General features: G+C 69.8%; 23 protein-coding genes. 17 read left to right on the top strand and 6 right to left on the bottom strand.

Annotated features, from left to right (window positions below; translation table 11 throughout):
- Nucleotides 1–443: 443 nt before the first annotated feature.
- Nucleotides 444–1,502, bottom strand: coding sequence for an NAD(P)H-dependent flavin oxidoreductase (locus ACFORO_RS00890; protein WP_377873947.1), 1,059 nt, complete (start codon nucleotides 1,500–1,502; stop codon nucleotides 444–446).
- Nucleotides 1,503–1,515: 13 nt separating this feature from the next.
- Entirely contained in the window at nucleotides 1,516–2,274 is a 759-nt protein-coding gene (locus ACFORO_RS00885; RefSeq protein WP_354749651.1) for an enoyl-CoA hydratase family protein, read from the bottom strand.
- Between the two features lie 91 nt (nucleotides 2,275–2,365).
- Here ACFORO_RS00885 and ACFORO_RS00880 point away from each other — a divergent pair, with 91 nt between their 5' ends.
- From ACFORO_RS00880 to ACFORO_RS00870, 3 genes are read left to right on the top strand one after another with little or no spacing between them, the layout of a single operon-like run.
- Complete coding sequence (locus tag ACFORO_RS00880) at nucleotides 2,366–3,274, top strand: SDR family oxidoreductase (protein WP_377873946.1); 909 nt, start codon at nucleotides 2,366–2,368, stop codon at nucleotides 3,272–3,274.
- Nucleotides 3,271–4,056, top strand: coding sequence for a MaoC/PaaZ C-terminal domain-containing protein (locus tag ACFORO_RS00875; protein WP_377873945.1), 786 nt, complete (start codon nucleotides 3,271–3,273; stop codon nucleotides 4,054–4,056). The genes ACFORO_RS00880 and ACFORO_RS00875 overlap by 4 nt, the downstream gene beginning before the upstream one ends.
- Before the next feature lie 11 nt (nucleotides 4,057–4,067).
- The gene (locus ACFORO_RS00870) at nucleotides 4,068–4,970 is read left to right on the top strand and encodes an NAD-dependent epimerase/dehydratase family protein (protein ID WP_377873944.1); all 903 of its coding nucleotides are present in this window, start codon (nucleotides 4,068–4,070) and stop codon (nucleotides 4,968–4,970) included.
- A 54-nt stretch (nucleotides 4,971–5,024) separates the two neighbouring features.
- Here ACFORO_RS00870 and ACFORO_RS00865 read toward each other — a convergent pair whose 3' ends face one another.
- On the bottom strand, nucleotides 5,025–5,945 hold the full coding sequence (locus ACFORO_RS00865; protein ID WP_377873943.1) for a 3-oxoacyl-ACP reductase: 921 nt from the start codon (nucleotides 5,943–5,945) through the stop codon (nucleotides 5,025–5,027).
- A 270-nt stretch (nucleotides 5,946–6,215) separates the two neighbouring features.
- Between ACFORO_RS00865 and ACFORO_RS00860 the strand changes: the two genes are divergently transcribed.
- The 13 genes from ACFORO_RS00860 (at nucleotide 6,216) to ACFORO_RS00800 (ending at nucleotide 20,961) form a co-directional block, all read left to right on the top strand.
- Nucleotides 6,216–7,352 carry a steroid 3-ketoacyl-CoA thiolase gene (locus tag ACFORO_RS00860; protein ID WP_377873942.1) on the top strand — a complete coding sequence of 379 codons (1,137 nt, stop codon included), beginning with the start codon at nucleotides 6,216–6,218 and terminating at the stop codon, nucleotides 7,350–7,352.
- Between the two features lie 3 nt (nucleotides 7,353–7,355).
- Nucleotides 7,356–9,488, top strand: coding sequence for an acyl-CoA dehydrogenase family protein (locus ACFORO_RS00855; RefSeq protein ID WP_377873941.1), 2,133 nt, complete (start codon nucleotides 7,356–7,358; stop codon nucleotides 9,486–9,488).
- 23 nt (nucleotides 9,489–9,511) lie between these two features.
- Nucleotides 9,512–10,711, top strand: coding sequence for an acyl-CoA dehydrogenase family protein (locus ACFORO_RS00850; RefSeq protein ID WP_377873940.1), 1,200 nt, complete (start codon nucleotides 9,512–9,514; stop codon nucleotides 10,709–10,711).
- Between the two features lies 1 nt (nucleotide 10,712).
- A complete protein-coding gene (locus tag ACFORO_RS00845; RefSeq protein ID WP_377873939.1) occupies nucleotides 10,713–11,816 on the top strand; it encodes an acyl-CoA dehydrogenase family protein in 1,104 nt (367 codons plus the stop codon).
- A gap of 9 nt (nucleotides 11,817–11,825) precedes the next feature.
- Nucleotides 11,826–12,689, top strand: coding sequence for a MaoC family dehydratase (locus tag ACFORO_RS00840; protein ID WP_377873938.1), 864 nt, complete (start codon nucleotides 11,826–11,828; stop codon nucleotides 12,687–12,689).
- Nucleotides 12,689–13,810, top strand: a complete 1,122-nt coding sequence (locus tag ACFORO_RS00835; protein ID WP_377873937.1) for a steroid 3-ketoacyl-CoA thiolase — start codon at nucleotides 12,689–12,691, stop codon at nucleotides 13,808–13,810. The genes ACFORO_RS00840 and ACFORO_RS00835 overlap by 1 nt, the downstream gene beginning before the upstream one ends.
- 1 nt (nucleotide 13,811) lies before the next feature.
- Nucleotides 13,812–14,633, top strand: coding sequence for an SDR family NAD(P)-dependent oxidoreductase (locus ACFORO_RS00830; RefSeq protein WP_377873936.1), 822 nt, complete (start codon nucleotides 13,812–13,814; stop codon nucleotides 14,631–14,633).
- 19 nt (nucleotides 14,634–14,652) lie between these two features.
- Complete coding sequence (locus ACFORO_RS00825) at nucleotides 14,653–16,269, top strand: class I adenylate-forming enzyme family protein (protein ID WP_377873935.1); 1,617 nt, start codon at nucleotides 14,653–14,655, stop codon at nucleotides 16,267–16,269.
- Between the two features lie 410 nt (nucleotides 16,270–16,679).
- Entirely contained in the window at nucleotides 16,680–17,228 is a 549-nt protein-coding gene (locus ACFORO_RS00820; RefSeq protein ID WP_354749621.1) for an FAS1-like dehydratase domain-containing protein, read from the top strand.
- Complete coding sequence (locus ACFORO_RS00815; RefSeq protein ID WP_377873934.1) at nucleotides 17,228–17,653, top strand: Zn-ribbon domain-containing OB-fold protein; 426 nt, start codon at nucleotides 17,228–17,230, stop codon at nucleotides 17,651–17,653. Before ACFORO_RS00820 ends, ACFORO_RS00815 begins: the two co-directional genes overlap by 1 nt.
- Nucleotides 17,650–18,033, top strand: a complete 384-nt coding sequence (locus tag ACFORO_RS00810) for an acyl dehydratase (RefSeq protein ID WP_377873933.1) — start codon at nucleotides 17,650–17,652, stop codon at nucleotides 18,031–18,033. The genes ACFORO_RS00815 and ACFORO_RS00810 overlap by 4 nt, the downstream gene beginning before the upstream one ends.
- Before the next feature lie 82 nt (nucleotides 18,034–18,115).
- The gene (locus ACFORO_RS00805; protein WP_377873932.1) at nucleotides 18,116–19,291 is read left to right on the top strand and encodes a lipid-transfer protein; all 1,176 of its coding nucleotides are present in this window, start codon (nucleotides 18,116–18,118) and stop codon (nucleotides 19,289–19,291) included.
- Nucleotides 19,291–20,961 (top strand): AMP-binding protein, encoded by a 1,671-nt coding sequence (locus ACFORO_RS00800; protein WP_377873931.1) that lies wholly within the window; start codon nucleotides 19,291–19,293, stop codon nucleotides 20,959–20,961. Before ACFORO_RS00805 ends, ACFORO_RS00800 begins: the two co-directional genes overlap by 1 nt.
- Here the strand turns inward: ACFORO_RS00800 and ACFORO_RS00795 are convergent, their stop codons facing one another.
- On the bottom strand, nucleotides 20,962–21,567 hold the full coding sequence (locus tag ACFORO_RS00795; protein ID WP_377873930.1) for a TetR family transcriptional regulator: 606 nt from the start codon (nucleotides 21,565–21,567) through the stop codon (nucleotides 20,962–20,964). It lies immediately after the preceding gene.
- 52 nt (nucleotides 21,568–21,619) lie between these two features.
- Nucleotides 21,620–22,216, bottom strand: coding sequence for a TetR/AcrR family transcriptional regulator (locus ACFORO_RS00790; RefSeq protein ID WP_354749610.1), 597 nt, complete (start codon nucleotides 22,214–22,216; stop codon nucleotides 21,620–21,622).
- Between the two features lie 61 nt (nucleotides 22,217–22,277).
- Between ACFORO_RS00790 and ACFORO_RS00785 the strand changes: the two genes are divergently transcribed.
- The gene (locus tag ACFORO_RS00785) at nucleotides 22,278–23,153 is read left to right on the top strand and encodes an oxidoreductase (protein WP_377873929.1); all 876 of its coding nucleotides are present in this window, start codon (nucleotides 22,278–22,280) and stop codon (nucleotides 23,151–23,153) included.
- A gap of 4 nt (nucleotides 23,154–23,157) precedes the next feature.
- On the opposite strand, the gene ACFORO_RS00780 is transcribed toward ACFORO_RS00785, so the two are convergent.
- Nucleotides 23,158–24,027, bottom strand: a complete 870-nt coding sequence (locus tag ACFORO_RS00780) for an alpha/beta fold hydrolase (RefSeq protein ID WP_377873928.1) — start codon at nucleotides 24,025–24,027, stop codon at nucleotides 23,158–23,160.
- Nucleotides 24,028–24,063 lie beyond the last annotated feature (36 nt).

Below are 24,063 nucleotides of genomic sequence, written 5' to 3'. Positions count from 1 at the left end.
GCACCCCGAAGCTGATGGTGACTACGGCGCGGGGGTGCTTGTCAAGGCGGGAAAGATGCCTTGACAAGCACCTCCGCGCCGTGTTTTTGGCTTCGTATCGGGGTGCGGGGGGCGTGGGTGCCTTGGTCGGGTGCATCGGCTGCGGTTTGCGAGGGGGCGGGGTTAGCGCCCCAATGTGGCGTTGGGTGCGTCAGATGCACCCAATGTGGCATTCGGTGCGTCACATGCACCCAACGCCACATTGGGGCGTATCTCGGCGGCGCGAGCGAGTGGGCGGGCTGTGAAGGGGCCCCGCACGGCCAATCGGCTGTCCGTGCGGGGGTGAGGGCCACTGCGGCGCGCGGCTGTCCGTGCGGGGGTGAGGCCATCGCGGCGCGCGGCGGGTCGTGAGGGGAACCCTGAGGGAATCAGAGTCAATCAGGGTTCCCCTCACGACCTTGGGCTCAGTCCACCAGTGCGGCGGTGGCCTTCAGCCGTTCCTGCGCGCTCTCCACAATCCGAGTCACCAGTTCCGCACAGCTCGGCAGGTCCTCGATCACTCCGACTACCTGCCCGGCCGCCAGCATGCCGGCGCGCGTGTCGCCTTCCACCAGACCGGCCTTGAGCAGCATGGGAGTATTCGCGGCCAGCATCGTTTGCGTCCACGAACGGTCGCTGCCGCGCTTCATGCGCAGTCCGTCGGCGACTAGGGACGGCCAGGATTGGCCGCTCAATCGCTTGAAGTCCTTGGTCCGGAGCAGGGTTCGGGCCATCCGCTGCACGAGGCCTTCCTTCGTGAGGCCCTCGATGAACGGCGTGCGGAGCAGGCGGTGCGGCATGCCATCGGCCTTGGTGGTGACGACGGTGCCGTCCAGGCCGAAGCCTAGGTAGGTGCGTTTGATGTCGTCCGGAACCGCGCTGTCGCTGGTGAGCAAAAAGCGCGTGCCCATGCCGATTCCAGCCGCACCGTAGGACAGTGCGGCGGCCAGGCCGCGGCCGTCGAAGAAGCCGCCGGCGGCGACGACCGGGATGTCGACTGCGTCCAGTACGGAGGGCAGCAGCAGGGTCGTCGCGGTCGGGCCGGTGTGGCCGCCGCCTTCGCCGCCTTGCATCATTACCAGGTCTGCGCCCCACGAGGCGACCTTCTCGGCGTGACGGGCGGCACCGACTGTGGGCATTACGACCAGGCCGTGGTCTTTCAACCGGGCGATCAGGTCTTTTTTCGGGGCCAGAGCGAAAGAAGCCACTTTGACGCCGTGCTGTATCAGCAACTCGGCGCGTTCGGTGGCGTCGCCCGCGTCGGCGCGCAGGTTTACGCCGAAGGGGTTGTCCGTGCGCTGCTTGACTTCTTTGATGGCGTGGTCGAGCTCGTCGTAGGTCATCGTCGCGGAGGCGAGGATGCCCAGGGCGCCGGCGTTGGCGGTCGCGGACACCAGGCGCGGGCCGGCGACCCAGCCCATGCCGGTTTGCACGATCGGGTGGGTTACGCCGGTCAGCTCGGTGAGCGGGGTGCGGAGAGGCACGGGTCTCCTCGAGTCAGTCGTTCATCGGGCGGCCGGTGGCGACGAAGGCGTCGCGGTGTTCGTCGGCGGCTCCGATGAGGTTGAGTTCGAAGGTGTAGCCCTGTTCGTAACGGTAGCTGCGGTTGACGTCGATCGGGTCGATGCCGTTCAGCGCGGCTTTCGCGGCCCGGATGACGCGCGGGTCCTTCGCGGCTACCTCGGCGGCCAGGGCGAGCGCGGCGTCGTGCAGCTCGGCGGCGGGCACGGTTTCCAGTACCGAACCGTGCTGTACCAGGTCCTTCGCCGCGATGGTGCGGCTGGTGAAGTACAGCGTGCGCATCAGGTGCTGCGGGACCAAGCGGGCGAGGTGGGTCGCCGCGCCGAGGGCGCCGCGGTCTACCTCGGGGACGCCGAAGTACGCGTCGTCGGCGGCGATGATCGTGTCGCAGTTGCCGACCAGGCCGACGCCGCCGCCGAGGCAGAAGCCGTTCACCGCGGCGATGACCGGCACGGCGCATTCGTAGATCGCCTTGAATGCCAGGTAACAGCCGCGGTTCGCGCCGACGAGGGCGTCGAAACCGGTGGTGCGCTGCATTTCCTTGATGTCGACGCCTGCGTTGAAGCCGCGGCCCTCGGCGCGGAGCAGGACGACGTGCACCGCCGGGTCCTCGCCCGCCTCCCGCACGGTTTCGGCGAGGCGGAACCATCCGGCGACCGGCAGGGCGTTCACCGGCGGGTAGTCCATGGTGACCACGAAGGTGCCGTTGTCGTGGAGCTGCGTGGAAATCGTCACGTGCGTTCCTAACCTAGCGATTGCTTGGTAGCCTAACACTTGCTTGGTTTACGGGGAACCGCCTCGCCTGCCGAAGACGAACGGAGATGATGTGAGCGGGATCTTGGAGGGCCGGGTCGCGATCGTGACCGGGGCCGGTCGCGGACTCGGCCGCGAGCACGCACTGGAACTCGCCCGCCAGGGCGCGCGCGTCGTGGTCAACGACCTCGGCACGTCGGGTGCGGGCGAGGGGGCGTCCGACGGTCCGGCCGGCGAAGTGGTCGAAGCGATCCGCGCGCTGGGCGGTGAAGCGGTGGCCAACGGCGCCGACGTCGCGAACTTCGCGGCGACAGAAGCGTTGGTGCGGCAGGCGGTTGACACGTTCGGCGGGCTGGACATCGTCGTGAACAACGCGGGCTTCGTACGCGACCGGATGATCGTGACCACCAGCGAACAGGAGTGGGACGCGGTCGTCGCGGTGCACCTCAAGGGGCATTTCGCGCTGATGCACCACGCCGCGGGCTACTGGCGCGAGGAGGCGAAAGCCGGGCGCACGCGGGCGGCGCGGATCATCAACACCACCTCGGGCGCGGGTCTGCAGGGCAGCATCGGCCAGGGCAGCTACAGTGCCGCCAAAGCCGGGATCGCCGCGTTGACGCTGGTCGGAGCCGCGGAACTCGGACGGTACGGCATCACCGTGAACGCACTGGCCCCGGCCGCGCGCACCCGGATGACCGAGGGCCCGTTCGCCGCCCAGATGGCCGCGCCGGACGACGGGTTTGACGCGATGCACCCGGGCAATGTGTCGCCGATCGTCGCGTGGCTCGCCAGCGAGGACGCCGCGGACGTCACCGGCCGCGTGATCGAGGTCGAAGGCGGCCGGATCTGCCTGGAGAACGGCTGGACCCACGGCCCCTCCCGCGAACTGGACCGGCGCTGGACCGCCGCCGAAGCCGGTCCGGCCGTGCGCGAGCTGCTGAAGGAAGCGCCCGCGCCCGAACCGGTCTACGGCGCGCAGTGAACAGCCCCGCGGACTGGAAGGGCCGGGTCCTCGGCGAGCGCACCGTCGCCTACACCGACCGCGACCCGATCCTCTACGCGCTCGCCATCGGCGCCCGGCCGGACGAACTCGACCTGGTCTTCGAGGACCGGCTTCGGGTGCTGCCGCCTTTCGCGCTGACGCTCGCCCAGTGGGCCCCGGACGTCCTCGGCTCGGCTGGGGCGTTCGAGGTCGGCAACGCGGTGCACGGTTCGCAACGGCTGGAAGTCCTGAAGCCGCTGCCGCGCGCGGGCGAGATTTCCATGCGGGCCCGCGTTCCGGAAGTCTGGGACAAAGGCAGCGCGGCAGTTTATGACGTGGCCGTCGAATCGGACTACTTCGTCGCGACGTGGTCCTTGTTCTGCCCCGGCATCGGCGGCTTCGGCGGCGAACGCGGCCCCGGCCGTCCGCCCGAATTGGACAGTCCGGATTGGACTGCTCCACTGTCCACTGCGGACAACCAGGCCCTGCTTTACCGGCTGCTGGGGGACCGGCACCACATCCACGTCGACCCCGCGGCAGCCGCCGGAATCGGCCAGCCACGCCCGATCCTGCACGGCTTGGCGACCCTCGGCGCGGGCGCTTTGGTCGCGGCCCGTCAGGTCGGCGCACACCCGGCCGACCTGACGTCTCTGGAAGGCCGCTTCGCCGCGCCGGTGTTCCCTGGCGAGCAATTGCAGGTCGAAGGCTGGTCGGACGGCGGCCTGCGGATCACGTCGGAACGCGGCCCAGTCGTCGACGGCGGTCGCGTCCACTTCGGATAGAGGAATTGCGCATGAAGGTCTTGGTCATCGGCGGCACCGGCATGATCGGCTCGAACACCGCCGCGCACTTGAGCGGTGCTGGTCATGCCGTGACGGTTGCCGGACGACACGAACCCGACGCCGATTCCCTGGTCGCGGGCATGCCAGTGCTCCTCGGAGACTACGCCCACGACGGTTTCGACGAGGCCGCGCTGGCCCCGTTCGACGCTGTGGTTTTCGCGGCGGGACAAGACATCCGGCATGTATCGGGCTGGGGCGACGAGGAATTCTGGCGGACGTACCAAATCGACGGCGTGACCGCGATCGCCGCGCGCGCGAAACGAGCGGGCGTCGGCCGGTTCGTCCAGATCGGCAGCTATTACCACCAGGTCCGGCCGGATCTCGCGGAAACGAACCCGTACGTCGACGCTCGCCGCCTGGCCGACGAAGGAGCGCGCGCCCTCGCCGGGGACGGGTTCGCGGTGTGCACGCTGAACCCGCCGTCGATCGTCGGAATGGCTCCGGGCCGGTCGACGCGGCAGTTCGGGAAGATGCTGGCCTGGGCCGACGGGGAGCTGGTCGGGAAGGTACCGGACTTCGCGCCGGTCGGCGGGACGAACTACCTGTCGGTGCGGAGCTTGGCTGAAGCTGTCGAGGGTGCGTTGCTGCGCGGGGAATCCGGCGCGGCGTACCTGGTCGGGGACGAAAACCTCAGCTTCCGGGACTACTTTCAGCTGGTTTTCGATGTCTCCGGTTCCGGCCGGACTCTGGAAGAACGCGACGAGGAACACCCGTTCCTGCCGGATCGGGTGCTGGTCCCGGGCAGGGGCGCGACGATCTCGTACGAACCGGATGCCGGTGAGACGGAGTTGCTGGGGTATCGCCGTCGGGATGTGCGGGCGATGCTGGAGGAGATGGCTGCGGCGGTGCGGTGAGTCGTGGGTGGCGATCACGGTTCTCACCGGGATCGCCACCCACGAGGCCCTGGGCTATGCGGTCGTCTCGGTGTCGTCGAGCCCCACGATGTCGCTGGCCGCGAACGTTTTCCGCGGGTCGCGCTCGGCGAAGTAAGGCGTGATCGTCCGTTCCAGTTCGGCCGGGTCGAACGCGCCTTGCCCGGAGACGAACCGATGCTCGACCGTCGGCGGGGCGAGTAGCGCGACCATGTCTCCGTACACCACGAAAACCTGTCCGTTCACCGCGTCCGCCGCCGGGGAGCCCAGGTACGCGACGAACGCCGCGACCCGTTCCGGCGCGAGGATGTCCAATCCGCCTGCGCTGCGTCCGGCGGCGAAGATCCCGTCGGTCATCGCCGTCCGGGCGCGTGGGCAGATCGCGTTCGCGCGGACGCCGTAGCGGCTCAAGCCTCGCGCGCAGGACAGCGTCAGCGCCGCGATCCCCGCCTTCGCCGCCGCGTAGTTCGGCTGCCCCGCGCCGCCGAGGAGGAATGCTTCCGACGACGTGTTGATCAGGCGGCCATAGGTGGGCTCACCAGTGCTTTTGCTGAGCTGCCGCCAGTGCCGCGCCGCCGCGCGCGACAGCGCCGCGTGGCCCTTGAGGTGGACTCGGATGACGTCGTCCCAGGCCTTCTCGTCGAGGTTGAAAAGCATCGCGTCGCGGGTGATGCCGGCGTTGTTGACGACGATGTCGAGCGATCCGAAATGCTCGGTCGCCGCGGTGACGAGGTCTTCGGCGTACTGCCAATCGCCGATGTCGCCCGGAACGGCCAGCGCCCGGCCGCCGTTCGCGGAAATCTCGGCGACGACCTTGTCCCCGGCGTCGCTCACGTCGTTGACGACGACGTTCGCCCCTCCCGCGGCGAGCGCCAGCGCTTCGGCCCGGCCGAGTCCGGCGCCGGCCCCGGTGACGATGGCGGTGCGGCCGGACAGGGCGGTGCTGGGGTGGGACACGGGGCCTCCAATGCCGGGAAGGGATGCCGCCATGGTGCCGATGGCGGGCCCGCGACGTGCGGCTGCTCCCGGTGAGTGGCATCGGCGGCTCGTGGCGGGGGAGAGGCGCCGCAGGCTGGCCGACGTCGCACGCGGGCCGGCCACTCCCGCTCACCAGTACGCGCGCTTGTCCCGCTCGCCGGGCCGAAGCTAACCTCCAACCAAACGCTTGCTCGATTACTCGACGACCAGGGGCCGGTCCGGCCTTCCCCGCGAGAAGGAGATCCGGGCTTGAAAGACACGACGCCAGTCCTCGTCGACGCGGTCCGCACGCCGTTCGGCAAACGCGACGGCTGGGTTTCCGCCCTGCACGCCGTCCAGTTGCTCAGCCGCGTCCAGCAGGGCGTCCTCGACCGCACCGGGCTCGACCCGCAGACGGTCGACCAGGTGATCGGCGGCTGCGTCACGCCGCTGGGCGAGCAGTACGGGCACATCGTCCGCACCGCCTGGCTCTACGGCGGCCTCCCGACCGAGACCGGAGCCACCACCATCGACGCTCAGTGCAGCACGTCGATGCAGGCGTCCTTCCTGCTCACCGGACAGATCGCGAACGGGACCGTCGACGCGGGCGTCGCGTGCGGCGTCGAGTTGATGTCGCGCGTGCCGCTCACCCCGAAGCAGGGGACCGGCGCTGGTACGCCGAGGCCAGCCGACTGGCATCTCGACACCCCCGACCAATACACCGCCGCGGACCGCATCGCCCGGAAGCGCGGACTGACCCGGGCGGACCTCGACGCGTTCGGCCTCCGCTCCCAGCACAACGCGCGAAAGGCTTGGGACGCCGGGCTTTTCGACCGCCAAGTCCTCCCGCTGGAACTGCCGGACGGCCAACCGGTCACCCGCGATCAAGGACTCCGCGAAACCTCGGCGGAAGCACTCGCCGGGCTCCGCACCACGGTCCCGGACGGCCTGCACACCGCGGGCACCTCGTCCCAGGTCTCCGACGGCGCGAGTGCCGCGCTGTTCCTGTCCCGAAGCCGCGCCGACGAACTGGGCCTCCGCCCGCGAGCGCGGTTACTCGCGCAGTGCGTCATCGGCGGCGACCTCGAGTACCTCCTCGACGGTCCGGTCGCCGCGGCGCGGAAACTCCTCGACCGCACCGGTCTGACGATCGGCGACATCGACCTTTTCGAGGTCAACGAGGCCTTCGCCGCCGTGCCGCTGTCCTTCGCGCGGGCGCACGACATCCCGGAGGACAAGCTCAACGTCCTCGGCGGCGCGATCGCGCTCGGCCACCCGGCGGGCGCGACCGGCATCCGCCTCCTCGCGACGGCCGTCGAGGAACTCGAACGCCGCGACGCCAGCCTCGCGATGATCGCGATCTGCGCCGCGGCCGCCACCAGCTGCGTGCTCGTCGAACGGATCTGAACCATGCCGATTGCCCTGTCCGAGGAACACCGCGACCTGGCCGCCTCCGCCGCCGGGTGGGCCGCCCGGCACGCGCCGATCGCCGAGACCCGCGCTGGAATAGGCGGCCAGCCGGATTCTGGGAAATCCCAGACCGAGACGGGTGGATCTGGGCAGCCGAAATTCTGGAAGACCCTCACCGAACAAGGCTGGCACTCCCTGCACCTGCCGGAATCCGTCGGCGGCCAAGGCGCGGGCCTGCTCGAACTCGCCGTGGTGACCGAGCAGTTCGGCCGCCATCTGGTACCCGGGCCGTTCCTGCCGACGGTCACCGCCAGCGCTGTCCTCGCCGCGGCCGAACCGACGGAAGAACTCGCCGCGTTCGCCGGAGGGGCTACCGGAGCTGTCGTGCTCGACGGCCTCAGCGCCGCCAGCACCGCCGACGGTTGGCGGATCAACGGCACCAGCAGTCCGGCGCTCGGACTCGCGGACGCGGAGATCGCCGTGGTCCGCGCTGACCGAATCTGGTTCGTGCTCCGGCCGGAGCCCGGCCAGCTGATCCCCGTCGAAGCCGTTGACCTGACCAGATCCGCGGCCCGGCTCAAGCTGGAGAACTTCCTGGTAGCTCAGGACGATCTCGTGGAGCTCCAGCCGGAACGCGCGGAGCTGGCCCTCGCCGTCCCAGCGGCGGCCGAGGCGGCCGGGCTGTGCGGCTGGGCCCTGGACTGCGCCGTCGAGCACGTCCGCACCCGCGTCCAGTTCGGGCGTCCGATCGGCTCTTTCCAAGCGGTCCAGCATCAGGCGGCGGGCATCCTCCTGCACCGGGAGATCGCCACGGCCGCAGCTTGGGACGCGGCCCGCGCCGAGCGGCATTCGCTTGCGCAGCAAGCACTTGCGGCCGCGCAGGCCAGGCACGCCGCGCTTCCCGCCGCGGTGGACGCGTCCGTCAGCTGCGTACGCCTCCTCGGCGCGATCGGCTTCACCTGGGAGCACGACGCGCACCTGTACTGGCGTCGCGCGGTCGCGCTGTCTGGCTCCCTGGGCCGATCAGCCGCCCGCACCCTCGGCGAACGCGCCCAGACCACGACCAGAGACCTGACCCTCGCCACCCCCCAAGACTGCCTCGAACTGCGCAGCCAGGTCGCGTCCGTCCTCGACCAAGCCGAGCCGTCCGTCCGAGTGCTCGCCGACGCGGGTCTCGCCGCACCGCACTACCCGAAGCCGTACGGGCTGGACGCCGGACCGCTCGAACAGGCCGTCATCGCCGAAGAGTTCGACCGTCGTGGAATTCGCCAGCCCACCACGGTGATCGGCGAATGGGTTTTGCCGACTCTGCTCGTGCACGGTTCCCCGGAGCAACGCGACCGCTTTGTCCTGCCGACTCTGCGCGGCGAGATCCGCTGGTGCCAGCTGTTCAGCGAACCGGGCGCTGGTTCGGACCTAGCCTCGCTCAGCACCCGGGCGATCAAAGCGGACGGTGGCTGGCGGATCTCCGGGCAGAAGGTCTGGACGTCGCTGGCCCACGAAGCGCACTGGGGCGTCTGCCTCGCCCGGACCGACCCGGACGCGCCGCGCCACCGGGGAATCTCGTACTTCCTCGTCGACCTGGCCGCGGAAGGCGTCACGGTCCGGCCGATCAGGCAGGCCACCGGACGCGCGGAGTTCAACGAGGTCTTCCTGGACGACGTGTTCGTCCCGGACCGCGATCTCGTCGGCGAGCCGAACAACGGCTGGCGGCTCGCGACGACCACGCTGGCCAACGAACGGCACAACATGGGCGCGACGCTCGCGCACGGTTCGTCGGACCGGGTCCGCCAGTTGCTCCGCGACGATCCGGATGATCCCGAGGCGCTGTCCGTGCTCGGCCGCTGCGTGTCACGGGAACTGACACTCGCCACGCTTGGCCTTCGCAGCGTGCTGGCCCGGCTCGCGGGGCTGGATCTCGGGGCCGAGGTCAGCGTGCAGAAGGTGTTCAGCGCGCTCGCCCAGCAGGAGGGGTCGCGCGAGGTGATCGCCCTGCTCGGCCCCGGTTCGGCGAGCGCGGAGGACGGGCACGTCATCGACCATCTCGGCCTGCCCGCCGTGCTGTTCGGCGGCGGGACGGTGGAAATTCAGCTCAATCTCATTGCCCAACGCGTCCTCGGCTTGCCCCGCTGACCCCGACTACTAGGAGAAAACGCATGCATCCGGAGCTGTCGGAGCGCTCGCGAAGGCTCCGCGCGCAGTTGCGCGAGTACTTCGCCCGCATCATCGACGAGGACGACCGCCGCGCGCTGGTCGAGCAGACCGAGGGCGGTCCGGTGTTCGACCGGATCCTGCGCCGGATGGGCGCGGACGGCTGGCTCGGCCTCGGCTGGCCGGAAGAATACGGCGGCCGCGGCGAGGACCCGGAAGCGCTTTTCGTGTTCTACGACGAGGTATTGCGCGCCGGGGCCCCGCTCTCGCTGGTCACCTTGAACACGGTCGCGCCCGCGTTGATGCATCACGGCACCGAGGAGCAGAAGAAGTTCTTCCTGCCGCCGATCCTGCGCGGCGAGCTGATGTTCGCCATCGGCTACACCGAACCCGGCGCGGGCACCGACCTGGCGTCGCTGCAGACGCGGGCGAAAATCGACGGCGACGAGCTCGTCATCAACGGCAGCAAGATCTTCACCAGCGCTGGCATCTTCGCCGACTGGATCTGGCTGGCCGTCCGGACCGATCCGGACGCGCCCCCGCATCGCGGCATCTCCGTCGTGCTCGTGCCGACCGACACGCCGGGCTTCTCCGCCACTGAAATCCACACGGTGGGCGGGATCAGCACGTCGGCCACGTACTACGAGGACGTCCGGATTCCACTGTCCAATGTGGTCGGCGAGCTGAACAACGGCTGGCGGCTCATCACCAGCCAGCTCAACCACGAGCGCGTCGCCCTCGCCGCGCGCGGCGGCATCGCGAACCAGATGTACGACGCGGTCCTCAAATGGGCGCAAGAGGAGCCGTTAGGTCCGGGAACGGTATACGACCTGCCCTGGGTCCGGCACACGCTGGCCGAGGTGTACGCGCTGCTCAGCGCCACTGACCTGATCAACCTGCGCCTGGTCGCGGATGTCGCCGCGGGCACGCTCGGCGGCGGGGATTCCGCCGCCGCCAAGGTGTTCGGCACCGAAGCGGTGGTGACCGCGTACAGCAGGCTCCAGGAAGTGCTCGGCGCTCGCGGCCTGCTGCGGCCGGATTCGCCCGGTGCGGCGGTCGACGGGCGCGTCGAAACCCTCGCCCGGCGCGCGCAGAACAACACGTTCGGCGGCGGTACCAACGAGGTGCTGCGCGAGATCGTCGCCGCGAAAACCCTCGGCATGACGCTGTCCGCACGCCGCCGTCCGGAAAAGGCCAGGAGCTGACATGGATTTCGACCTCAACGACGACCTGGGCGCGGTCCGCGAGCTGGCCGCCAAAATCTTCGCCGACCGCGCGACCGTCGACCGGGTGGTGGCCGTCGAGAAGCAGGGCGGCTTCGACGCCGACCTCTGGCGGGTGCTCGCCGAAGCGGACCTTCTCGGCATCTGCCTGTCCGAGAGGGACGGCGGGGCCGGGCTGGGGATGTCCGGCCTGGCCGTGCTGCTCGAAGAAGCGGGCCGACACGTCGCGCCGGTTCCGTTGTGGAACGTGATCGCGGGCGGTGTGCTGCCGGTCGCCCAGTTCGGCTCAGCGGATCAGCGGAACCGGATCCTGCCGCGCGTGCTGGACGGTTCGACGCTGCTGGTCGGCGCGTTCGACGACACAGTCTCGGTCACCGCGACCCGGCGCGGCGACGAACTGGAACTCACCGGCGAAGTAGTGTCGGTTCCCGCTGGCGCGCAGGCCGACCTGGTCTTGGTTCCGGTCAAGGAAGACGATCAAGTCCATTTAGTACTCGTCCCGACGGTCAACCTCAGCGTGACCCCCGTCGAAGTCACCAGCCGCGAAAGTCACGCGTCGGTCGTCTTCGCCAAAACAAGGGTCGCCGCAGCGGACATCCTGGTGTCCGGCGGCGACGCTCTGCAGTGGACACTGCGCCGACTCCGGGTCGCGCTGGCGGCGGTCAGCGTCGGCGTGTGTGCCCAAGCGTTGGCGACCACCGCGAAGTACACTTCGGAGCGAGTCCAATTCGGACGTCCACTGTCGACAAATCAAGCTGTCGCTGTGCGGGCCGCGGACGCCTACCTCGACACCGAGGCGATCCGCGTCTGCACCCAACGCGCCGCCTGGCTGCTGGACGAGGGCCGCGAGGACGAGGCGGAAATCGCCGCGCTGGTGGCCAAATGGTGGGCGTCGCGCGGGGGACTGCGGGTCGTGCACGCGACCCAGCATCTGCACGGCGGCATCGGCGCGGACGTCGACTACCCGATCCACCGCTACTTCCTCTGGGGCCGCCAGGTCGCCTTCACCCTCGGCACCGCCGACGCGCTCGCCGCCGAACTCGGGGAGCGGCTCCCGTCCGCACCCCCGATCGGCGCGCCGGCTTAGGAGGATCACGTGCCCATCGATCTCGACAAGGCGCTCAACGCCCCGCCGCGCACCCGCCAGCTCGCCTGGACCACCCGGGACGTGCTGCTGTACCACCTTTCCCTCGGCTCCGGCACCACGCTCCGGTACGGCTACGAACGAGACCTGGAAGTCCTCCCGACCTTCGCTCTCGTTGCCGGACAAGGCATTTCCGCCGGAGACATTCCGGCGGAGGGTTTGACGCTGCCGGGCGTAGACGTCGATCTCGCGAAGCTGCTGCACGCCGGACAGGTAGTCACGCTCCACCGCGACCGACTGCCGACGTCCGGCTCGGCGGAACGGACCACGCGGATCGCGGAAATCCAGGACAAGGGCCGGGCGGCGGTCATCGTGCTGGCCCACGAGGTCGCGGACGCCGACGGTCCACTGTGGACCTCGAAGATGTCCGTCTGGGCCCGCGGCGAAGGCGGTTTCGGCGGCGACGCAGGCACCGCTGCCGGGCCGAAGAAACCGGAAGGCGACCCGACGCACGTGCTGGACGTCGCCACCACCGCCGACCAGGCCCTGCTCTACCGGTTGAACGGCGACCTCAACCCGCTCCACGCCGACCCGGAATTCGCCGCCGCAGCAGGCTTCGCCGCGCCGATCCTGCACGGACTGGCGTCCTACGGCCTGGTCGCCAAAGCCGTCGTCGACCACCTCCTCGACGGCCACCCGTCGAGGCTCCGCGAACTGGGAGCACGCTTCGCCGGCCCGGTAATTCCCGGTGAGACCCTGAGGATTTCGTTGTGGCAACAGGAAAATGAGCTGGCCCTACGCGTGACCTGCCCCGAACGCGACGACGCGGCAGTCCTCACCGACGCCTGGGCCCGCACGACTTCAGGAGGTGCGTGATGGGCACTCCCGTCATCGTGGACGCGATCCGGACCCCGTTCGGAAAGCGCCGCGGCGCACTGTCCGGCATCCACGCGGTCGAACTCCTCGGCCACGTGCAGCGCGGCATCCTCGACCGCGCCGGCATCGATCCGGCGCTCGTCACCGACGTCGTCGCCGGATGCGTCACGCAGGCCGGGGAGCAGTCCAACAACGTCGGCCGCTTCGCCTGGCTGCATGCCGGGCTCCCGGACGAGACCGCGACCACCACCATCGACGCGCAATGCGGCTCCGCGCAACAGGCTGTGCACCTGATCGCCGCGCAGATCGCGGCCGGGCTGGTGGACGTCGGCATGGCGTGCGGGGTCGAGTCGATGAGCCGGGTGCCGCTGCTGAGCAACCTCGGCGACGCGGGCCGTCCGCGGCCGGAGTCCTGGAAGGTCGACCTCCCCGCCCAGTACGAGGCCGCCGACCGGATCGCCGCCCGTCGCGGGCTCACCCGCGCGGACCTGGACGCGTTCGGCCTCCGCTCGCAGCGACGTGCCCGCCGCGCCTGGGACGAGGGCCGATTCGGCCGGTCGATCCTGCCGGTCCCGCTCGAGGACGGCCAGTTCGACCGCGACCAGGGCCTGCGCGAAACCAGTGCCGAAGCCCTCGCCGGACTCGCCCCCATCAAGGAAGAAGGCCTGCACACCGCGGGCACGGCCTCCCAGATCTCCGACGGCGCGTCGGCGGCGCTGCTGGTCGACGCCGACCAGACCTTCGGACTGCGCCCGCGCGCGCGGCTGGTCGCGCAGACCATCGTCGGCGCGGAGCCGGAGTACCTGCTGGACGGGCCGATCCGCGCCGCCGAACGCGTCCTGGGCCGGGCCGGGATGACCGTCGCGGACATCGATCTGTTCGAGGTCAACGAGGCGTTCGCGTCGGTTCCGCTGTCGTTCGCCCGCACGCTCGGCGTCGACGAGGACCGGCTGAACGTCAACGGCGGCGCCATCGCGATCGGCCATCCGGTCGGCGCGACCGGGATCCGGCTGCTGGCGGAGATCGTGGACGAACTGGAGCGCCGCGACCAGACGCTCGGTTTGGTGGCGATCTGTGCCGGCGGGGCCCAGGCGACCGCGGCGATCGTGGAACGGCTCTGAGATGTATCGGCTGAGCGGTTTCGACGGCAAGGTCGCGGTGGTGACCGGTGCGGGCCGGATGCGGTCGATCGGCCGGTCGATCGCGGTCGAGCTGGCGCGGGCCGGTTGTGCGGTCGTGGTGACCGGCAGCGGCCGCGCACCCGAGAGGTTCCCGCCGGAAGAGCGGGCGGCGGGCTGGCAGGACATCCAGTCCGTGGCGGACGAGATCCGCCAGCTCGGCGGCCAGGCGTTGCCGGTGGTGAGCGACGTCGCCGACCCGGCGCAGGTCGACCGTCTGCTGGCCGCCGTGCTGGACGCCTTCGGCCGCGTGGACATCGTCGTCAACAACGCCGCGGCCGCGCGCGGGCCGGATCGCGTGCCGGTGCTCGACCTCGACGTCGAGACCTGGGACCGGGTCATCGAGGTCAATCTGCGCGGGCCGTTCCTGATGACCCGCGCGTTCGGCAGGCGGCTGGTCGAACAGGGCGACGGCGGGGTGTTCGTGAACATTTCCTCGATCGGCGGGAAGCTGTCCGGCGCGGGATCGGCGGCCTACTCCGCGTCGAAAGCCGCGCTGCAGTCGCTGACCTCTTCGACGGCCAAAGAGCTGGGCGGGCACGGGATCCGGGTGAACGCGCTGTGCCCCGGCGTCGTCGGCACGAGCAGGCTGGACGACGTGGACCCGGATTCGTGGGCCGAGTACGTTCGCGCGCGGGTGCCGTTGCGCCGGGCGGGCGAGCCGGCCGACATCGCGGCGGCGGCGGTGTTCCTGGCCAGTGCCGAGGCGGGCTGGGTGACCGGGCAGTGCTGGAACGTCGACGGCGGACAGCTGACGATCCGATGATCACTACGGGAGGCGACCGATGACCGATCGGGACGACATCATCGCGCGGCTGACCGCGCCGGGCGCGAGGTTTGAGATCCGGCCGGAACCGGTCGCGGGCCGCCCGGCCCGGGTGTTCGCGCGGCGGCATCGGAGCCTGACCGAGTTGCTGACGGCCTCGCGCGAGTTCGGCGACCGCGAGTATCTGGTCACTGTGGACAGCCGGCGCACCTTCGCCCAGCACTACGACGAGGTCGCCGCGCTGGCCGCGGTGCTGCGGACCGAATACGGCGTCGGACGCGGGGACCGGGTCGCGTTGTGCGCGGCGAACTGTCCGGAGTGGATTGTCGGATTCTGGGCGGCGGTGTCGCTCGGCGCGATCGCGGTCGGGATGAACTCGATGTGGGCCGCGCCGGAGGTCGCGCACGGCCTCGACCTGACCGCGCCGAAGGTCGTGCTGACCGACGCGGCGCGGAAACCGCTGGTCGCGGACGGGTATCCGGTGCTGGAAATCGGCAGCCCGCGGTACCGGGAGCTCCTCGGCCGCCACGAAGGCGCCGAGCTGAAACCGGAGCCGGTCGACGAGGACGACCCGGCCGTCATCCTCTTCACCAGCGGCACTTCCGGGCATCCGAAGGGCGCGACGCATTCGCACCGCAACGTGCTCGCCGCGGTCTGGTTCCACCTGTTCAACGACGCGCTCGCGGCGGAATTCGGCCGTCCGGCGCGGGACCGGCGGTTCCTGCTGGCCACGCCGCTGTTCCACATCGCCGCCCTGCACAACCTCGCCGTCGTGCGGCTCGCCGTGGGCGACACCGCCGTGCTGCACCAAGGGAAATTCGACATCCACCGGGTGCTGGACCTCGTCCAGACCGAGCGGATCACCAACTGGGGCGCGGTCCCGACGATGCTCTCCCGCCTGGTCGAAGCCGATCTGTCCGGCTACGACCTCAGCACGCTCAAGACGGTCTCGGTCAGCAGCGCGCCGTCGACCGCCGAACTGAAAGACCAGCTGCGACACGCGCTGCCCGGCGCGGCCTCGTCGCTCAGCACCAACTACGGCCTCACCGAGTCGTCCACCGCGGCCACCCTCGCGACTCCGGCCGAACTCCTCGCCGACCCGGACACCGCGGGCCGTCCCGTGCCGAACATGGAAGTGCAGATCCGCGACACCGAAGGCCGCCCGGTCCCGGACGGCACCGACGGCGAGATCTACCTTCGCGGCCCGCAAGTGATGCTCGGTTACTTCAACGACCCGGCCGCGACGACAGCCGCGTTCACCGAGGACGGCTGGTTCCGGACCGGTGATCTCGGCCAGCTGCGTGACGGTGCGCTGACCGTGCTGAGCAGGCGCAGCGACCTGATCCTGCGCGGGGCGGAGAACATCTATCCGGCTGAGGTGGAAGAGCAGCTCGCCGGACATCCCGGTGTCGCCGAGTGCATTGTCGCGGGTCAGCCGGATCCGGATTACGGCCAGATCGTCGCCGCGAAGGTCGTGCTTCGCGCTGAGTCCGAAGTGGACGCTGACGGCCTGCGCGGCTATCTCGCCGACCGGCTGGCCCGGTACAAGATTCCGACGGCTTGGTTCCTGACCCGGGATCCGTTGCCGCGCAACGCGACGGGGAAGGTGGTCCGGCGGCTGGTGCGGTGGGAGTAGGGGCTCGTGAGCGGCAGCGCCGGTTCTCAGCGGGGCCAGTGGTCCGTGAGGGGAACCCTGAGGGACTGTGAGTCCCTCAGGGTTCCCCTCACGTACTTCAAGACACAGTCGCATGGTGACAAAAGCGGGCATTCCGGTGCTGTTGGCGTCTTTTGTGGACGGTCAGCGGACCGGGGTCGCGCGGCTTGAGTTCCTGGCATTGGCTCTGAGTCCCTCAGGCACTCTGAGTCCCCAGGGTTCCCCTCGCGGACGTCAGCACGCAGTCGCAGGGTTAGGAAGCGGGTATTTCGTCGCTTCTGGCGTCCCCTGTGGCATAGACGCTCACGGGCCGTCCGCCCACCGGGACTCTCGCTTGCCCGCCCTCCCGCGCGCTCCTAACGTCCTGCCAAACGCTTGTTCAAGGAGGGGTGATGACCGGTCTCCGGACGGACTTCGCCGAGTTCACCGGCCAGCAGGCCGAGCCGCCGCGGGTGGCCCGGTACGCGGTGAACGAGGCGATGATCCGCAACTGGGTCGAGGCGGTCGGCGACCGCAACCCGGTGTACGTCGACGAGGCCGCGGCGAAAGCGACCGGCCGCCCCGGCGTGATCGCGCCGCCCGCGATGTGCTCGACCTGGATCATGGCCGGGTACCGGCGCTACCGCGAGATCCAGGAGCTGCGCCGCGAGGGCGCGGTGGAGGACTTCGCGTACTCGCGGCTGATGAGCGTGCTCGACGCGGCCGGCTACACCTCGGTGGTGGCCACCGACGTCGAGCAGGAGTACGTCCGCGAGATCACCCCGGGCACGCACGTGACCTGCCATTTCACCATCGAAGCGGTCTCGGAGGGCAAACGCACCGCGCTCGGGTACGGCCATTTCGTCACGCTGCGCAAGCACTACCTGGACGAAGCGGGCGAGCTGCTGGTCGACGAACGCTTCCGCATCCTGCGGTTCCGCCCGGCCGAGCGGAGCGCGTGATGGGGGAGCACACCGCGGTCCCGCGGCTCACGATCACCCAGGACAACCAGTTCTTCTTCGCCGCCGCCCGCGAGGGACGGCTGGAAATCCAGCGCTGCACCGACTGCGGCGCGCTCCGGCATCCGCCCGGCCCGGCGTGTCCGGTGTGCCGCAGCTTCGCGTGGGACACGGTCGTCGCCAGCGGGCGCGCGGTATTGCACAGCTGGACGGTGCTGTATCACCCGAAGGACCCCGCGTTCGACTACCCGCTCGCCGTCGGCCTGGCCGATCTGGAGGAGGGCATCCGGCTGGTGGCCGACATCGCCGGGGTCGACCACGACCGGCTCGAAGTGGGCCTGCCGCTGCGGGTCGGCTTCAGCGAGCACGCGCACGGCGAAATCCTCCCGCAGCTGCGGCCGCGAGACCCGAAGGAGCACACCCGATGACCCTGGCTCTCGGGGACCGCCTGCCGGAGCTGGCGATCCCGTTCGACCGCACCACGATCGTCGCGACCGCGATCGCGTCGCAGGATTTCGAGGACGTGCACCACGATCCGGGCAAGGCGGCCGAACGCGGGATGCCGGACGTCTTCATCAGCATCAACGCCACCAACGGATTCATCGACCGCTACGTCACCGACGTCTGCGGCCCGGCGACCCGGATCCGCAAAGTCTCGCTGCGGCTCGGACTGCCGCTGTTTCCGGGTGACACGCTCGCTTTCGTCGGCGAGGTCATCGAAGTCGTGGACGGATCGGCGACGATCAAGGTCACCGGAAGTCACGAACGCGGTGTGCATGTGTCGGCTCGAGTGACGGTGGCGGCATGAGCGCAGCTTGCAAGCGAATCATCGATATTCATGCTGACACCTCCCGATCGACTAGCGTGCAACTCCTTGTGGAGGTGTCGGCATGAGCTTTGCCAGGCAGGCGGCGATCGCCGGGATCGGCGCGACCGAGTTCAGCAAGAATTCCGGGCGCAGCGAATGGCAACTCGCCTGCGAATGCGTCCTCGCGGCGCTCGCCGACGCGCAGATCCCGGTCGAGGAAGTCGACGGATTCGCCCTGTTCACCATGGAAACCAACCCGGAGATCGCGGTCGCGCGGGCATTGGGGATCCCGCGGCTGAAGTTCTTCAGCCGCATCCCGCACGGCGGCGGCGGGGCGTGCGCGCCGGTGCAGCAGGCGGCGCTCGCCGTCAGCTCCGGGGTCGCGGACGTCGTCGTGGTGTACCGGGCCTTCAACGAGCGTTCCGGGCACCGCTTCGGGGCCGGGCCGCCGCCGTTCGCCTACACCGCGAATACCGATCAGGAATACCGGAACTGGATCAACCCGTACGGCCTGCTCACTCCCGCGCAGCAGGAAGCCTTTCTGGCACGGCGGTACATGCACAAATACGGGGCGACGAGCGAGGACTTCGGCCGCGTTTCGGTGCTCTCCCGCAAACACGCGGCGGTGAACCCGCGAGCGTGGTTTCACGGGCGCCCGATAACGATCGAAGACCACCAGTCGTCGCGGATGATCGCCGATCCGTTGCGGTTGCTCGACTGCTGTCAGGAAAGCGACGGCGGGCAAGCGCTGGTGATCGTGAGCGCGGAGCGGGCGCGCGATCTGCCGCATCCGCCCGCGGTGATCGCTGGCGCGGCGCAAGGCGTTGGGCCGCAACAGATTTCGATGAGCAGCTACTATCGGGACGACATCGACGAAATGCCCGAGGTGCGGCTGGTCGCCGAGCAGTTGTGGGCGCAATCGGGCGTGGGTCCGGAAGGGATCGACGCCGCGATTCTGTACGACGCTTTCACGCCGATGGTGTTGCTGCAGCTGGAGGAATACGGATTTTGCGGCCGCGGCGAAGCGAAGGACTTCATCGCCAGCGGAGCGCTCGAACTCGACGGACGGCTGCCGGTCAACACGCACGGCGGCCAGTTGGGGGAGGGCTACATCCACGGGGTCAACGGGATCGCCGAGGGCGTCCGGCTGATTCGCGGCAGCTCGGTCAACCAGCCCGCGAAATCGTTGGAGCACGTGCTCGTCACCGGCGGGTCCCCGGTGCCGCATTCCGCGATCGTGCTCGCGGCGGACCGCTGATGGAGACCTTCGCGGAAGTCGTCCGGTCCCGGCGCGGGGACTCGCACGAGGGGCTGCGGTTCGAGGGCCGAAGCTGGACGTGGGGTGAGGTCGTCCAGGAGGCCGCGGTGCGGGCTTCGCTGCTGCGCACCTTCGAGGCGGGGCCCGGCCGGACACAGCGGCACGTCGGGGTCCTGTTGCAGAACCTGCCGGATTTCGTGTTCTGGATCCTCGCCGCCGCGGTGACCGGCGACGTCCTGGTCGGCATCAACTCCACTCGACGCGGCGTGGAGCTGGCGGCGGACATCAGCCACACGGACGTCGACGTGCTGGTCACCGAACCGTTGTACGGCGAGGAGGTCGCGAGCCTTGAGCTGCCGACTGTCCGCCGTGTCCTCGACGTGGAATCGGCGGAGTACCAGGACCTGCTGGCCGCGCACGCGGGCGCGGAGGTGCCCGCGTCGCTGCCGGACCCGGCGGCGACCTTCCTGCTGCTGTTCAGCTCCGGCTCCACCGGCACGCCGAAGGCGGTGATCTGCAGCAACGGACGTCTCGGCCGGTTGACCGACGCGCTGGCCGAACGCGTCTCGCTGCACCGCGATTCGGTCACCTACCTGTGCCTGCCGATGTTCCACGGCCACGCGATCATGATGAACCTCGCCGACGCGGCGAAGGTCGGCGCGACGATCGTGCTGGTCCGGAAATTCTCCGCGTCGCGGTTCATCCCGGATCTCCGCGCGCACGGCGTGACCTACTTCAACTACGTCGGCCGCGTGCTCAGCTACGTCGTCGCGCAGCCGGAGCAGCCGACCGACGCCGACAACCGGCTGGAGGTCGCCTTCGGGTCGGAAGCCGCGCCGGGCGAATCCGCCGAGTTCCGCCGCCGATTCGGCTGCGAAGTGCGGGAAGGCTACGGTTCCAGCGAAGGCGGGCTTCGCATCGTGCCGGAACCAGACGCGCCGCCGAACGCGCTGGGCCGCCCCGCGCCCGGAATGCGCGCGGAAATCCGCGACCAGGACAACCGGGAATGCCCGCTCGCGGAATTCGACGAGAACGGCCTGCTGCTGAACGCCGAGGAGGCGACCGGCGAGATCGTCGCGGTGGGACGCGGGAAAACGTTCGAGGGCTACTACCGGCATCCCGCCGCGATGGCCGAACGGCTGAAGTTCGGCGGCGAGGACTTCTGGACCGGCGACCTCGGCTACCGCGACCGCGACGGCTACCTGTACTTCGCCGGCCGGGCCGCGGACTGGCTCCGCGTCGACGGCGAGAACTTCGGCACCGCCCCGGTCGAGCGGATTCTGGGCCGCTGCCCGGCGTTCGCGGTGGCGCACTGCTACGGCGTGCCCGATCCGAAGACCGGAGACCTGCTGATGGCGTCGGTCATTCTCGCTGAGGATGCCGTGTTCGATCCGGAAGACTTCGACGAATTCCTTGCCGCACAACCGGATCTCGGTACGAAATGGCGACCGACGTTCGTGCGGATCATCGACGAGGCCCCGGTCACCGGCAGCGGCAAGATCGACAAGGCTCCGTTGCGCGCGCAGGGCTGGGAGGACGACCGGGTCTGGTACGCGCCGAGCCGGACCAGCCCGTACCGGCCGCTCACCGCGGCGGATCGAGACGCGTTGCGGGCGGAATTCCGCGCCCACGGACGGGAAAACTCGCTGCCCGCGGCGTCGCGGCGCTGATCACCGCGGCGGGAGGCCCAGGGAAATCGAGGCGAACGCCTGTCGCAGCGTCGCCGGCACCGTCATCTCCAGACTCTCGTCCAGGAACCGGTTCAGCACGGTGGTCATCGCCGCGATCGCGACGTCGGACACCAGTTGCGGATACAGTTCGCCGACTCGTGTTCCGGTGCGCTCAGCGATCGCCTTGACCAGATCGCCGGTCTCCACCCGTGCCAGGGCGGTGCGCATCTCCGGCGTCGCGCTCCACGCTTGCACCGCGCTGAGCTGCTCGGATGCGGGCTGGCCGTAGGGCACTCCGTCGGCGCGCAGCGGTTCGATGAGCGCTTCGGCGAGCGCGGTCCACAGCGGCTCGTGCGCCGGACGCTCCCGCAGCAGTTCCGCGCTGAGCCGGATCCGGTGCTCCTGCCGGTAGGCGACCGCGTCGTATTTCGTGGCGAAGTAGTTGCTGAAGGTCCGCAGGGACACCCCGGCGCGCTCCGCGATGTCCTCGCGGACAACGTTGTCTGGACCTCTCTCGTACATCAGCGCCACGGCGGCGTCGCTCAGCGCTTTGCGCGTGTCGAGCTTCTTGCGTTCTCGCAAGCCGAGCGGTCGTTGGTCAGCCATGCCGCCCACGGTATCCAATCGGGCGCCGCATTCGCGTGGCCGACCGGTTTTGTTATGGACGAGCGCCGCGCAGGAACTGTTCGACGGCGGTCTCGACGAGCCCGTCGAGCAATTCCGGCGGAACGAGGTTGCCGTTGCCGAGGGTCGCGATTCCTTGCAGCGTCGCGAACAACACGACCCCGATCCGCTGCGTCGGCCCGTCCTGCAGCGCGCCCTGCTCCTGGCCCTCGGCGATCAGGTCGTTCATCAGCCCGAACGGCGCTTCGGCGGCCTGCACGATCCGCGACGCCCCGGGGCGGTGCTTGCTGGTGTACATCAGTTCGAGCAGCGCCGAGTTTTCGGTGGCGAAGCGGGTGTACGCCGTGGCCGCCGCGCGCACGCGCCCTGGAAAGTCGTCCGCGGTCTTCAACGCCGAGCGCAACGCGTTGTCCAGCCGCGCGAATCCGGCTTCGGCGAGAGCGTCGAGCAACGCCTGCCGATCCGGGAAATGCCGACGCGGCGCGGCGTGGCTGACGCCGATCTCCCTGGCGAGGTCGCGCAACGACAGCCGATCGGCTCCGTGCGCGCGCAACCCGCGTTCGGCCGCGTCGAGCAAGGCGGTGCGGAGGCTGCCGTGGTGATAGGGACGGTCGTCGGACTGGTCGGGCACCCGGTCAGTCTAGCAGTATGTTTCCGTTGACAACATTGTTGCCGGTGCCTACTTTGGGGGCATGGACTTACTAGCGGAAAACCAGACCGGCCGCACCGCCGTGATCACCGGTGCGAACAGCGGATTAGGCCGCGCGACAGCCGCGGCGCTGGCAGCCAAGGGCGCGCGGGTGGTGCTCGCGGTGCGCAACCTGCGCAGCGGCCGCGAGGCTGCTTCGGAACTGCCCGGCGCCGTCGAAGTCCGGCAGCTGGACCTCGCCGACCTGGCGTCGGTCCGCGCGTTCGGCGCGGAGTTCACCGAGCCGATCGACCTGCTGATCAACAACGCGGGCATCATGATCCCGCCGCTGGCGCGCACCGCGGACGGGTTCGAATCGCAGTTCGGGACCAACCATCTCGGCCATTTCGCGCTCACGAACCTGCTGTTGCCGCGGATCCGCGGCCGGGTGGTGACGGTTTCGTCGAACGGGCACCGGGTCGGTTCCATCGATTTCGGCGACCTGAACTGGGAACGCAAACGGTACCGGGCGGCGGCGGCTTACGGGCAGTCGAAACTCGCGAACCTGTTGTTCACAGCGGAGCTTCAGCGGCGGCTCGCCGAAGTCGGGTCGCCGGTGCTGGCGACCGCGGCGCATCCCGGGACGGCGGCGACGAACCTGCTGAAGGGCGAGACGCCGGTGTTGTCGCCGCTGGTCAAAGCCGCTACTCGGCTGCTGGCGCAGACTTCGGAGGAGGGGGCGCGGCCGACGCTTTACGCTGCGTTGGCGGATGTCCCCGGCAACAGCTTCGCGGGGCCGCGCGGATTCTTGCAGAACCGCGGTGCGCCAAAACTCGTCGGGCGGTCGGCGAAAGCTCGGGACGAGGAGGTCGCGCGTCGCTTGTGGACGGTGTCCGAGGAGCTTACTGGGGTGCGGTTTCCGTTGACCGTTCCGGCCTGAGACTCTATTCCGTCGTTTCGGGCGGTGCTCCGGTTTCGGTGAGGAACGCGGTCAATTCCTTGGCCAATCGTTCCGGCTGGTCTTCCGGGATCAGCGTGCCGCTGTCCGGAATCTCGACCAGTCGGCCGTCCGGGAAGAGTTCGGCGAGCCGCCGCCCGTGGTCGGCAGGCATCATCCGGTCCTGGCCCGCCCAGACGACCAGGACGGGCCGGTCGAACGTCCGCAGCCGCTCGGTCCACGCGAGCAGTTCGCGCCGGGGCGGGGTTCCGGTGGCGAACTTGACCAGGTCCCGGCGGATGTCCTTGTCCCGCAAGGCCGGGGTGAACCAGCCGTCGAGAATGTCGTCCGGGATGCGGCTTTCGCACATTCCGCCGTACGCGGATTTGGCGTGCCGGTAGAACGACGTCCGGGTGACTTGGGCGTGCAGCCACGGCCCGCCCGGGAGCCGGAGCAGGGCGACGGCCGGGCGCGCGGGTTTGGGCGGGAAGTTGTCGAAGGCCTCGCAGGCGACGAGCGCGAGCCGTCCGACCCGGGCGACGTGCTCGGCCGGCGCCATCCCGTCGGCGACGAGGAATTGGCCGCCGCCCCAGTCGTTGAGCACGATTGTCGCGTCGTGGAGGTCGAGCGCGGCGAGGAATTCGCCGAGCAGCCGGGCGACGCCGAACTGCGTGAGATCGGCGCCGGGCCGCATCGGCGCGCGGTGGGCGCCGAGCGGCAGGGTCGGCAGGACGCAGCGGTAGCCGGTCAGCAGCGGGACGACCTTGCGCCATTGCGTGCCGGACATCGGAAACCCGTGCCCGAACACCAGCGCCGGGCCGATCCCGCCGGTGTCGGCGTACTCGATCGGCCCGGCGGACAGCTCCACGCGCGGCATCGGACCCTCCCTCGGATCTCGCGACTAGAGTGATCG

Source organism: Amycolatopsis halotolerans, assembly GCF_042647905.1.
Lineage (GTDB): Bacteria > Actinomycetota > Actinomycetes > Mycobacteriales > Pseudonocardiaceae > Amycolatopsis > Amycolatopsis halotolerans.
Note: the sequence above shows the minus strand (reverse complement) of the source record. Positions and strands in the feature narration are given on the sequence as shown.